8 protein-coding genes are annotated in these 12,572 nt (G+C 67.3%); 6 read left to right on the top strand and 2 right to left on the bottom strand.

Annotation, left to right across the window (positions count from 1 at the left end):
- The first annotated feature begins 43 nt into the window (after positions 1-43).
- From AC1DYI_RS15025 to AC1DYI_RS15045, 5 genes are all read left to right on the top strand, one after another.
- The gene (locus AC1DYI_RS15025) at positions 44-1,099 is read left to right on the top strand and encodes a LacI family DNA-binding transcriptional regulator (protein ID WP_477204937.1); all 1,056 of its coding nucleotides are present in this window, start codon (positions 44-46) and stop codon (positions 1,097-1,099) included.
- A gap of 255 nt (positions 1,100-1,354) precedes the next feature.
- Positions 1,355-3,712: a TonB-dependent receptor domain-containing protein gene (locus tag AC1DYI_RS15030; RefSeq protein WP_477204930.1), complete on the top strand. Its 2,358-nt coding sequence runs from the start codon at positions 1,355-1,357 to the stop codon at positions 3,710-3,712.
- Positions 3,713-3,737: 25 nt separating this feature from the next.
- Positions 3,738-5,051, top strand: a complete 1,314-nt coding sequence (locus AC1DYI_RS15035) for an MFS transporter (protein ID WP_477204931.1) — start codon at positions 3,738-3,740, stop codon at positions 5,049-5,051.
- Positions 5,048-6,532 carry a sucrose phosphorylase gene (gene gtfA, locus AC1DYI_RS15040; RefSeq protein WP_477204932.1) on the top strand — a complete coding sequence of 495 codons (1,485 nt, stop codon included), beginning with the start codon at positions 5,048-5,050 and terminating at the stop codon, positions 6,530-6,532. The genes AC1DYI_RS15035 and gtfA overlap by 4 nt, the downstream gene beginning before the upstream one ends.
- A 133-nt stretch (positions 6,533-6,665) precedes the next feature.
- Positions 6,666-7,289, top strand: coding sequence for a hypothetical protein (locus tag AC1DYI_RS15045; RefSeq protein ID WP_477204933.1), 624 nt, complete (start codon positions 6,666-6,668; stop codon positions 7,287-7,289).
- 12 nt (positions 7,290-7,301) lie between these two features.
- Here the strand turns inward: AC1DYI_RS15045 and AC1DYI_RS15050 are convergent, their stop codons facing one another.
- Both AC1DYI_RS15050 and AC1DYI_RS15055 read right to left on the bottom strand, forming a co-directional pair.
- Positions 7,302-8,180 carry a PhzF family phenazine biosynthesis protein gene (locus AC1DYI_RS15050; protein ID WP_477204934.1) on the bottom strand — a complete coding sequence of 293 codons (879 nt, stop codon included), beginning with the start codon at positions 8,178-8,180 and terminating at the stop codon, positions 7,302-7,304.
- A gap of 9 nt (positions 8,181-8,189) precedes the next feature.
- Entirely contained in the window at positions 8,190-9,311 is a 1,122-nt protein-coding gene (locus AC1DYI_RS15055; protein ID WP_477204935.1) for an ABC transporter substrate-binding protein, read from the bottom strand.
- 186 nt (positions 9,312-9,497) lie between these two features.
- On the opposite strand from AC1DYI_RS15055, the gene uvrA reads away from it, so the two are divergent.
- The coding region (gene uvrA / locus AC1DYI_RS15060) for an excinuclease ABC subunit UvrA (RefSeq protein ID WP_477204936.1) at positions 9,498-12,572 on the top strand (3,075 nt) is incomplete at its 3' end.

The raw sequence follows: 12,572 nt of genomic DNA on the forward strand, positions 1-12,572 counted from the left end.
GCTTACCAGCGCGCGCTGGAATTGCTGGCGTTCTGACGCAGCGATGGCGGCCAAGCCCGACACGTCGGCCGAACGCCGACGCCTGCAGATGGCCGACATCGCGCGCCTGGCCGGCGTGTCGATGTCCACCGTTTCGCGGGCGTTGAACGGCAGTACGCTGGTCAACGAAGAAACGCGGCGCCGCATCGGCGAACTGGCGCGTTCGCTGAACTACACGATCAACGAGAGCGCGAAGAACCTGCGCCTGCAGCGCAACCAGACGATCGCGGTGGTCGTGCCCTACGACGCGCAGTCGCGTCAGCACATCTCCGACCCGTTCTTCCTCTCGATGGTCGGCAGCCTGGCCGATGCGTTGACTGACCGCGGCTACGACATGCTGCTGTCGCGCGTCGATGCCGAGGCCCTGGATTCGGTCTCGTCGCTGTACGACGTCGGCCGCGCGATCGGCATCGTGTTGATCGGGCAATGGCGGCACCACGACCAGCTCAATGCGCTGGCCGCACGCGGCGTCCCGGTGGTCGTGTGGGGCGGGCAGCTGCCGCAGCAGCTGTACTGCACGGTCGGCGGCGACAACCTGCTCGGCGGGCGCCTGGCCACGCAGCACCTGCTCGCGCAGGGGCATCGCCGCATCGTCTTTCTGGGCGATGCGCAGCTGCCCGAGGTGGCCTTGCGGCTGGCCGGCCATCGGCAGGCCTTGGCCGATGCAGGTGTCGCTTTCGACGAGGCGCTCGTCCACAAGGTGCCGTTCGAAGAGCAGGGCGCCGAACGTGCGATCAATGCGCTGCTGCAGGCTGGCGGTGCCGGCTTCGATGCGGTCTTCGCCTGCAGCGACCTGATCGCGATCCTTGCGATGCGTGCACTGCGACGCGCCGGCCGGCGCGTGCCCGAAGACGTGGCCGTGATCGGCTACGACAACATCGCGCTGGCGGCCTACGCCGACCCGCCGTTGAGCACGGTCCACCAGCCGGTCTCGCAGGCCGGCGTCGAGCTGGTCGATGCGCTGACTCGGCTGATTAGCGGCGAGGCGCAGCCGCCGCGGTTGCTGCCGGTCGAGCTGGTGGTGCGGCACAGCAGCGTCGCGGCAACACCGCTGCGCTGAGCCGCGTGGCGGCTTTGGCCGCCGGCAGTTGACAATCGATTGCAATCATCCAACTAAGCTCGCCTTCCCCGGTTGGTAAACGTCAATAGGCATTGGTGTTTCTACTGAATTGCAATCGATTGCAATGACCGCGAAACTGCACGCCATCCCGCCCCGGATGCGTTCATCGAGCGCGTGATCCGGCGGGACCGGAGACAACGGCGTGGCCCGCTGGGCCTACGCCGCGCCGTACACCAATTCGACTGGAGCGATCCGATGCCCGCCACCTTGCGCCGCCGCCTGCCGCACCGCCACCCCTTGGCGCTCGCCGTTTCATTGGCCTTGCTGCCCACTGCTACCGTCTGGGCGCAAGCGGCGCCGTCCACTGAGCCTGCCGCAGGTGCCGCACCTGCCGACGCGTCACCGGCTCCTGCCGAGACACCCGACGCGGGCCTCGACCTGGGCCGCATCGTCGTCACCGGTGCCACCACCGCCCGCAGCAAGATGAAGCAGAGCGTCTCCGTCAGCACGGTCGACAGCGAGCAGGTGCAGAACTCCACCGCCGCCAGCGCGGTGGAAGTGCTGCGCGCTGTGCCCGGGCTGCGCGCCGAGTCGTCCGGCGGCGAAGGCAACGCCAACCTGGGTGTGCGCGGATTGCCGATGTCCGACGGCGGTGGCCGCTATGTGCAACTGCAGGAGGACGGCCTGCCCGTGCTGCTGGTCGGCGACGTGTCGTTCGCCACCGCCGACCAGTTCGTGCGCGCCGACTACGCACTCGACTCGATTGACGTGGTGCGCGGTGGCTCGGCCTCGACCCTCTCGACCAACTCGCCCGGCGCCATCGTCAACTTCATCGGCAAGACCGGCAAGGTTCCTGGCGGTGCGGTCGGCATGAGCCTGGGGCTGGACCATCGCCAGCAACGCATCGACTTTCAGCACGGCGGCAAGCTCGGCGACAAGCTGTACTACCAGTTCGGTGGCTTCTACCGCCTCGGTGAAGGCACCCGCCACACCGACACTACGGTCGAAAACGGCAGCCAGTTCCGCGCCAGCCTGACGAAAGAGCTCGACGATCGCGGCAGCTACGTGCGCGTCTCGGTCAAGCAGCTGAAGGACAACACACCCACCTACCTGCCGGTGCCCGTGCAACTGGACGGTAACCAGATCAAGCAGCTGCCCGGCATCGACCCTCGCAATGCCTTCTTCATCAACAGCCACTTTCCGACCGACGTGGTCGTCGGTGCCGATGGCCACACCGTCATCACCCACCCGGCCGACGGCCTTGGCGTGAACGTGTCGGCCTTCGGCGTCGAAACCCAGCTCAAGCCCGGCGACGGCTGGACGGTGACCGATCGCTTTCGCAAGAGCGTCATCAACGGCCGTTTCATCGGCCTGTTCCCGGCCGGCAGCCAGCCGGCTGACTACACCGGCGACACGCCAGTTTTCTCGGCCCACATCTTCAACACCTCGCTGGACGACATGGGCAACGTCTTCAACGACCTGCGCGTGCAAAAGGAGCTGAAGTTCGGCGACGACCAGCGGCTCACGCTGACCGGTGGCCTGTTCAGCGGCATCCAGAACGTGGCCCAGACCTGGTACTGGAACCGCTACAACGTCGGCCTGACCGGMGACGGCGCCGCGCTGTACGACAACGCCGGCAACCCCAGCACCGAGSCGGTGGGCGACGCCACCACCACCTGGGGCGGCTGCTGCTTCCGCTCGATCGACGTGCGCCTGACGGCCGTGGCGCCTTATGCCGCGCTGACCTGGGAGCAGGGCCCCTTCAGCCTCGATGCCAGCGTGCGCCAGGACCGTCAGCGCGGCTCCGGCTCGCAGCGTTTCGGCGACGCCGCTTCGGGCGGCAAGTGGAACCCCGACCGCACGACGGCCGTGCACTACACGACCGATGCGACCTCGTACTCGGTGGGCGGCAACTACGAGTTCGGGCGCAGCCTGGCCGCATTCGCGCGCTTCAGCCACGGCGCTTCGTGGAAGTCGCCGGACCGGGTGATCTGGGATGAACGCGTCGCCACCGGCATCGACCCCTATCCGGTCAACGAGGTCGACCAGTTCGAGGGCGGCATCAAGTTCCGCCAAAGCGGCCTGAACGCTTTCGTGACCCTGTTCAATGCCCGCACCAAGGAAGGCGCGGGCTTCGAGGTCACCACCCAGACCGTCAAGAAGGACTCGTACACCTCGCAAGGCGTCGAGGCCGAGGTGGCCTGGCGCCTGGGCGACTTCAAGGTCGCGGGCGGCGCAACCTGGACCCATGCCGAGATCGACTCGGGCCCGAACAAGGGCAACACACCGCGCCGCCAGGCCGACTGGGTCTACCAGATCAGCCCGTCGTACAGCTTCGGTTCGCTGGAAGTGGGGGGAGCGATCATCGGCACGACCAAGAGCTACGCGCAGAACGACAACCAGGTCGTGCTGCCCGGCTTCGCGGTGGTGAACCTGTTCGCCAACTACGAACTGACACCCGAGCTGGTGCTCTCCGCCGGCGTCAACAACGTGTTCGACCAGCTCGGCTACACCGAGGCCGAGGGCCAGAACAACCTGGGCAACAACCCGCTGTACATCGCCCGCGCCGTCAACGGGCGCAGTGCGAAGCTCTCGTTGCGGTACACGTTCTGAACGCCTTGAACGCTACCGTCGCACCATGAGCAGCCCCCCGCCTCCAAGACTGGGTTTTGCGCAGATCGTGAACATGAATGTCGGCTTCTTCGGCATCCAGTTCAGCTTCGGTCTGCAGCAGGCCAACATGAGCCCGATCTACCGCACGCTGGGGGCGGACGAGGCCAGCCTGCCGCTGCTGTGGCTGGCCGGGCCGATGACCGGCCTGCTGGTGCAGCCCATCATCGGGGCGATGAGCGATCGCACGGTGTCGCGCTGGGGGCGGCGCACGCCGTACTTCCTGATCGGCGCCATCCTGTGCAGCCTGGGCCTGCTGGCGATGCCGTTCAGCCCAGGGCTGTGGTTCGCGGCGGGGCTGCTGTGGATCCTCGATGCGGCCAACAACGTGACGATGGAGCCCTACCGGGCCTATGTCAGCGACCGCCTGCCGCGTGAGCAGCACGCGCTCGGCTTCCTGACGCAAAGTGCCTTCACGGGCCTCGCGCAGACATTGGCCTACCTGAGCCCGTCGCTGCTGGTCTGGTGGGGGCTGGACCGCGACGCGACGATGGGCAGCCAGATCCCGCTGTCCACCGTCGCCGTGTTCCTGATCGGTGCGGTGCTGTCGATCACCACTGTCTACTGGTCGGTGCGTCGCGTGCCCGAGCTGCCGCTGGGCCAGGCCGAGCTGCGTGCGATGCAAGCCAAACCGCGCGGCGCGATGGCCACGCTGCGCGAGATCGCCGACGCACTGCGCGCCATGCCGCCGACGATGCGGCGGCTGTGGTGGATGAAGCTGTTCCAGTGGTACGGGATGATGTGCTACTGGATCTACATCGTGCCGTCGCTGGCCAAGACGATGTTCGGCACCGCCGATGCCGCGTCGCCCGGCTTTCGCGAAGCGAGCCTGCTGAACGGCCAGATCGGCGGCTTCTACAACGCGGTGGCTTTCGTCGCAGCGTTCGCGCTGGTGCCCTTCACGCGCCGTTTCGGCGCCCATGTGATGCACGCGGTCTGCCTCGTTGCCGCCGGCATCGGCATGTGGGCTCTGCCGTCCATTCATGACAAGGCCTGGCTCTTCCTGCCGATGGTCGGCATCGGTCTGGCCTGGGCCAGCATCATGGGCAATCCCTACGTGCTGCTCGCCGGCAGCATCCCGCCCGAGCGGGCCGGGGTCTACATGGGCATCTTCAACATGTTCATCGTGATCCCGATGCTGCTGCAGATGCTGACGCTGCCGCTGTATTACCAGGCGTGGCTCGGTGGCCAGCCCGACAACGTCGTCCGCCTGGCCGGCGTGCTGCTGCTGGCGGCGGCGGTCGCGGTGCTGCGTGTCCCGACCTCCCGACACCCTTCATGAAAAACCAGGTTCAACTCATCACCTACGTCGACCGCCTGGGCGGCGGCGGCCTGCGCGATCTGCGCGCACTGCTCTCGGGGCCCGATGCCCCGCTGGCCGGTCTCTTCGGCGGCGTGCACCTGCTGCCTTTCTTCCACCGGRTCGACGGTGCTGACGCCGGCTTTGACCCGATCGACCACACGCGGGTCGACGAGCGCCTGGGCGACTGGGCTGACGTGCGCGCGCTGGCGCAAGACATCGACGTGATGGCCGACGTCATCGTCAACCACATGTCGATCGAGTCGCCGCAATTTCGCGACTACGCCGAGCATGGCAACGCGTCACCCCATGCGGGCCTGTTCCTGACCTTTGACACGGTCTTCCCGCAAGGGGCCACCGAGCGCGATCTGCTGGCCATCTACCGCCCGCGGCCCGGCCTGCCTTTCACGACCACCACACTGCAGGGCGGTGAACGCAAGATCCTGTGGACCACCTTCACGCCGCAGCAGGTCGACATTGACGTGCGGCACCCGGTGGGCCAGGCCTACCTCGACGGCATCTTGCGCACGCTGGCCGACGCGAAGGTCAGCATGGTGCGGCTGGATGCGGTGGGCTACGCGATCAAGCGGGCCGGCCAGAGCTGCTTCATGACGTCCGAGACCTTCGGCTTCATCGCCGAGTTCGCGGCGATGGCCAAGGCCCAGGGCATCGAGGTGCTGGTCGAGATCCACGCCTACCACCAGCGGCAGATCGAGATCGCCCGCGCGGTCGACTGGGTCTACGACTTCGCGCTGCCGCCGCTGGTGCTGCATGCCTTCACCTTCCACACCGCCGAGCCGCTCAAGCGCTGGATCGGCATGCGTCCGCACAACGCACTGACGGTGTTGGACACGCATGACGGCATCGGCATCATCGACATCGGTGCCGACGCTTCCGACCGCACCGGCCACCCCGGCCTGGTGCCCGATGCCGAGCTGGACCAACTGGTCGAGCGTATCCACACCAACAGCCGCGGTCACAGCCGGYGCGCCACCGGGGCGGCCGCTTCGAACCTCGACCTGTACCAGGTCAACTGCAGCTTCTACGACGCCTTGGCGCGTGACGACCGGGCTTACCTGTTGGCCCGCGCGATCCAGTTCTTCCTGCCTGGTGTGCCGCAGGTCTACTACATGGGCCTGCTGGCGGGCGAGAACGACATGGCCCTGCTCAGCCGCACGGGCGTCGGCCGCGACATCAACCGCAGCCACTACAACCGTACCGACATCGAGGAGGCGCTGGCCAAGCCCGTGGTGCAACGGCTGACCGAGCTGATTCGCCTGCGCAACACGCACCCGGCGTTCGGTGGCACCTTCACGCAGCTGGACAGTGGGCCGCAAACACTGACCATGCGCTGGCAGGCCGGCGACGACGAGCTGACGCTGGAGGTGGACTTCGCCACGCTCGACCATCGCCTGACCGGCCGCTGCGGTGGCGAGACCTTGGCCTGGCGCTTCGACGACTGACCTGGAGCGGGGTCAAGCCACGGCGCTCAGCGCGGTGCTGCTGGCGCTCGTCGTCGTCCACCCGGCATAACGTTCGGCCAAGCTGCTGCAAGAAACTGCTGATGTCGGGCGATGCGGTGGCGCTGTCGTCGCTGTGGCCGCCATCATCTGCTCGCGAAAGCTGTCCCAGGGCCGCTGGCAGGCAAAGCCCGGGGCCTCGCTTCATGGCTGTCTGCTCGTACATTCGAGCATGCGCTCTCCCATCACGGCCACGCGCCTCGCCGGCCTGATCGTTCTGCTGATCGGGGTGGGGTACTGCGGCTACATGACATGGGTGAACCTGCCGGCCTGGCGGTACCGCCTCGTGGGCGCCCCTGCGCCGGGAACCGCGCCTCGCCATATCGGCACCGTGGAGGTCGAGGGGGAATCGAAATACCGAGGGCGCATGGAAATCCCTCCAAGGTACTTCATCGTCACGGAGCACGGCCGAGTCGAATTTCACTGCGGCTTTCGCCCCGTTCCCCGGACCTGTTGGTTCGTGTCCTATCAGCGCCCGCGGACCGACGAGGTCTTCGAAATCGGCTACGACGAGTATTGGGGCGTGGACTACGTCAAGCTTCCACGGCGTGGGATGAAGCAGGCCGTCTGGACCGCCTTCGACGTCGACGCTGCCCGAGCTTGGCAATCTCGATCGGCTGGGTCCAGCCTGCTCATCATGCTCTCTTTCACCCTCGCCTATCTGTGGCTCGTCGCGAGGTTCTTTGTACGCGACGACTAGCGGCTTGCCAGCTCAGCGTGCCATCCAAGAGACATCGATGTCCAGCACGCCCTGACAGACCGGCCACACCTGACCGCGAACGAGCAGCGCGCCATCCGCGCGGCGCTGCACCTCGATCTCGCTCGGGCGTCCGGTGAAGCGGCCTTGCGCGAGTTCGACCGTCACGTCGAGGTCGGCCAGGCCTTCGGCGAACAGGTAGGCCGCTGCCGGGCCGGCGGCGCTGCCGGTGGCCACGTCTTCGACCCGGCCGAAGTTGTCCCAGGTCCGCAACTCGCGGTTCTCGACATCCAGCACGAAGACGAACTTGGCGCCCAGCATGTCGAGCTGGGCTTCGAGGTCGTCGGCACGGATCGCGGTGCGAGCCAGCGCTTCTGGCCGCACCGGCACGACCAGGTAGGGCAGGCCGGTCGACAAGACGCGTGCATGCAGGCCCGGCGCCAGATCCGCAGATTCGAGGCTCAGCCGCGCGAGGACGGGCTGCAGCTCAGCCTCGGCAACCGTGGCGCCCTGGACCGCCTGGCCCTGGTTCATCTCGGCGAGCCAGTGGCCGTCGCGTCGCTCGGTGCGCACGGCGATCGGCCCGTGGGCCAGCTGCAGCGTCCACTCGCGCGAAGACGCGTCAGGGGCGAGGGCCCGGTGCAGCACCGCCGCCGCGCCCAGCACCGGGTGGCCGGCGAAGGGCAGTTCCTCTTCCACCGTGAACACACGCGCCACGGCACCGGCCGGGCCGATGCTCGACAGGAAGATCGACTCGAACTGCCGCATCTCCTGCGTGATCCGCTGCATCGCTTCGGCTGACCAGCCATCGGCGTCGAGGAACACGGCGAGCCCGTTGCCACTCAACGGGCTCGCGGCGAAGACGTCGACGTGAAAGTACGAGGGGCCTGTCATGCCTCGACCTTAGCGCATGAAGCGCCCGTCCTCGCCAACGATCGACAGGTCGGCATAGTCCAGCCCGCTGTGGTCAGTGGGGCTGTAGCTCAGCTCCAGGCCACCGAGGTCGACGCGCTTGAAGCCTTCGAGCGCGGAGCGCAGCCGCTCGCGGGTGATGTTGGGTGCGGCGCGGCGCAGCCCTTCAACCAGCACCTTGGCGGCGGCGTAGCCTTCCAGCATCGCCGGCGTCACCTCGCCGATGCCGGCCGCCTTGCCGTACTCGAGCGCTTCCTTGACGATCGGTGCCGACAACGAACGTTCGTAGGGGAAGACCTGGCTGACCACCGTGCCGCGCGCGTTGTCGCCGAGCGACTTGACGAAGCCGGCCGACGCGTTGTTCGACAAGGTGACCACCTGCGCCCGTGAGCCGGCACTGCGCAGCAGCTTGACGCCATCGGCCACCATGTTGCCCGAGCCGATGAACAGCACCGCCTGGGCGTCGGCCTTCATCAGTTTCGGGATGATCGGTGCCATGTCGGGCTTGGTGCGGTCGAACTTCTCGTGCACCACCGGATGCTTGTTGACGCCGGTGAAACCGGCCAATGCGCCGGTCGCTGCATCGGCGCCGAATGAATCGTCGACCTGCACCAGCGCGATGCGTTCCATCCCGATCAGGCTCAGGTGCCGCACGGCGCGTTCGGCTTCGCGCTGGTAGGTGGCGCGCACGTTGAACAGCCAGGGGTGGACAGGCGTGTGCAGTGCCATCGCGCCTGTCGATGGGCCAATCAGCGGCACGCGGTACTGCAGCAGCAGCGGCATCACCGCCTGGGTGTGCGGCGTGCCGCGGGTCAGGAAGAGGGCAACGACGCCTTGGTCGATCAGCTTCTTGGCGTTCTCTGCCGCCAGCGCCGGGTCGAACTTGTCATCGAGCGCGACCACCTCGATGTGCTGGCCGGCCACGCCACCGGCCTTGTTGACGGCGTCCAGGTACAGCTTGGCGCCCTCGCTGACCTCTTTGACGCCGGCTGCCACCGGCCCACTGAAGCCGGCCGTCTGGCCGATCTTGATCTGGGCCAAGGCTGGGACCGCGGCCCCCGCAAAAGCCACAACGCAGGCCGCACGGCCCGCCCAACGAATCCACGAACTCATCGATGACTCCCGCAAAGGAAGGGAAACTGATTCTGTGAATAGCCACTGCTGGCAATCCTGTGGCTGCTACGCACCCCACGCCCTCTGTTCGAGACGTTTCGCACGTTTCCCCCCGCGGCAGCGGGGGCCTATTCTGCATGCCAACATAGAGGGTTCGACCCCTGCCCACGCTTACCCGTAGCCTTCATGTCCTCCGGAACCATCCATATCCGCGGCGCACGCCAGCACAACCTGAAGAATCTGGACCTGGACATCCGCACTGGCGAGATGACGGTGGTCACCGGCCCCTCGGGCTCGGGCAAGTCCAGCCTCGTGTTCGACACGCTCTACGCCGAGGGCCAACGCCGTTACGTGGAAACGTTCTCGGCCTACGCCCGCCAGTTCCTCGACCGGATGGACCGCCCCGCGGTCGACAAGGTCGACGGCGTGCCACCGGCGATCGCGATCGACCAGACCAACCCGGTGCGCACCAGCCGGTCGACGGTTGGCACGATGACCGAGCTGAACGACCACCTGAAGCTGCTGTTCGCGCGCGCCTCCGAGTTGTTCGACAAGCAGACGGCGCTGCGGGTACGGCACGACACGCCGGAGACCATTCATGCCGACCTGCAGGCGCGTGCCGCCGCGGCAGGCGACCCACGCCTCGTCGTCACCTTTCCGGTCGAGCTGCCGGCGAACACGACCGCCGAAGAGGTCGAGCAGTGGCTGGCGGCCAGCGGCTTCACCCGCGTGCAGGCCGAGCGCACGGTCAACGACCGCAAGCTGCTGGACGTGGTGGCCGACCGTTTCCGCTTCAGCAGCGCCGAGCGGGTGCGGGTGATGGAGGCGATCGAGCTGGGCCTGAAACGCGGCAGCGGCCGCCTCTCCGTCTACGCCTTGAAAGACGAAGGCGTGCCCGACCATTGGCGTTACTCCACCGGCCTGCATTGCCCCGAAAGCGATCTGCGCTACGGCGACCCGCAGCCGGCGCTGTTCTCGTTCAACTCGGCCTACGGCGCCTGCGACACCTGCCGCGGCTTCGGGCGTGTGATCGGCGTGGACTTCGGCCTGGTGATCCCCGACGAGCGCAAGACGCTGCGCTCGGGCGCGATCAAGCCGCTGCAGACACCGGCGTGGAAGGAATGCCAGGACGACCTGATGAAGTACGCCGGCGAGGCCGGCATCCCGCGCGACACCGCCTGGGCCCAGCTCAGTGCTGCGCAACGCGACTGGGTCATCGAAGGCTCGCCGCACTGGAACGGCAACTGGAACAAGCAGTGGTACGGCGTGCGCCGCTTCTTCGAGTACCTCGAGAGCAAGGCCTACAAGATGCACATCCGCGTGCTCTTGTCGAAATACCGCAGCTACACGCCGTGCACCGTGTGTGGCGGTGCGCGCCTGAAGCTCGAATCGCYGCTGTGGCGCCTCGGCGGCAAGAAAGAGGCGGATGGCGTGCTGGCCCCGGCCAAGCGCTTCATGCCGGTCGGCACCGGCTGGTCACGTGACCAGCTCGAGGCGCTGCCGGGCCTGTGCCTGCACGACATGATGTTGCTGCCGATCACGCGGCTGCGCACCTTCTTCGACCAGTTGACGCTGCCCGATGCACTGCGCGACGAGGCGCTGAAGCTGCTGCTCGACGAGGTCCGCACACGCATCAAGTACCTCTGCGATGTCGGCCTGGGTTACCTGACGCTGGACCGGCAAAGCCGCACGCTCAGCGGTGGCGAAGTGCAGCGCATCAACCTGACCACCGCGCTCGGCACTTCGCTGGTCAACACGATGTTCGTGCTCGACGAGCCGTCGATCGGTCTGCACCCACGCGACATGAACCGCATCGTTGAGGCGATGCACCGGCTGCGCGATGCCGGCAACACGCTGGTCGTCGTCGAGCACGACCCGGCCGTGATGCTGGCCGCTGACCGCCTGATCGACATGGGCCCAGGCCCCGGCGAGCGCGGTGGCCAGATCGTCTTCGACGGCACGCCCGACCAGGCGCGCCACGCCGACACGCTGACCGGCGCCTACCTGGGTGCGAGGAAGACGGTGGGCATGGGCTTCAAGCGCTTCGTCGACGAGAGCACGCCGCGGCTGCTGCTCGACGGTGCGCGTGAACACAACCTGAAGAACATCCACGTCGAGTTCCCGCTGCAGCGCTTGGTGGTCGTCACCGGTGTCTCGGGCTCCGGCAAGTCATCGCTGGTGCAAGACGTGCTGGTGCCGGCCTTGTCGCGCCACTTCGGCCAGGCCACCGAAGCACCGGGCGAGTTCGATCGCCTGCTCGGCATGGACCACCTGGCCGGCGCGGTCTTCGTCGACCAGAGCCCGATCGGCAAGACCGCGCGCTCGAACCCCGCCAGCTACGTGGGCGCGTTCGATGAGATCCGCAAGCTCTTCGCGGTTGCACCGCTGGCACAGGAGCGCAGCTACACCGCCGGCATGTTCAGCTTCAACGCTGGCGATGGCCGCTGCGCGACCTGCGGTGGCTCGGGCTTCGAGCACGTCGAGATGCAGTTCCTGAGCGACGTGTACCTGCGCTGCCCGGACTGTGATGGTCGCCGCTACCGCGCCGAAATCCTCGACGTGAAGATCATCCGCGGTGACCGGCAACTCAGCATTGCCGACACGCTGGAGCTGACCGTCAGCGAAGCAGTCCATCTGTTCGCCAACGACCGCGAGGTCGTGCGCACGCTGCAGCCCATCGTCGACGTGGGCCTGGACTACGTGCGCCTCGGCCAACCGGTGCCCACGCTGTCGGGCGGCGAGGCGCAGCGGCTCAAGCTTTCGGGCCACCTGGCTGAGGCTGCAGCCGGCTCGCGCCAGGCGGTGGCCAAGAAGGGCCAGCTCTTCATCTTCGACGAGCCGACGACCGGCCTGCACTTCGACGACATCGCGAAGCTGATGCGCGCCTTGCGCAAGCTGCTCGATGCCGGCCACTCGCTGCTGGTGATCGAGCACAACCTCGACGTGATCCGCGCGGCCGACTGGCTGATCGACCTCGGCCCCGAGGGCGGCGACGCCGGCGGCGAGGTGGTCGCCACCGGCACGCCGGAGGATCTGCGCGCCCATGCCAGCTCACACACCGGCAAGGCCTTGCGCGACTACGACGGCGCGCTCGGCGTGAGCGAGAAGATGCACCCCGAAGGCGCCTACCTCGGCCGCAAGATCCGCGAGCACCGCCCAGAAGACGATGCGATCCGCATCGTCAACGCACGCGAACACAACCTGAAGTCGATGAGCGTGGACATCCCGCGCGGCAAGTTCAGCGTGGTCACTGGCGTGTCG

This window comes from Ideonella sp. P3_A4 (genome assembly GCF_056403075.1).

Bases quoted from the DNA above. Each gene is read 5' to 3' on its own strand.
- AC1DYI_RS15055 (WP_477204935.1), bottom strand. From the start codon at position 9,311: ATGAGTTCGTGGATTCGTTGGGCGGGCCGTGCGGCCTGCGTTGTGGCT.
- AC1DYI_RS15050 (WP_477204934.1), bottom strand. From the start codon at position 8,180: ATGACAGGCCCCTCGTACTTTCACGTCGACGTCTTCGCCGCGAGCCCG.
- AC1DYI_RS15025 (WP_477204937.1), top strand. From the start codon at position 44: ATGGCGGCCAAGCCCGACACGTCGGCCGAACGCCGACGCCTGCAGATG.
- AC1DYI_RS15035 (WP_477204931.1), top strand. From the start codon at position 3,738: ATGAGCAGCCCCCCGCCTCCAAGACTGGGTTTTGCGCAGATCGTGAAC.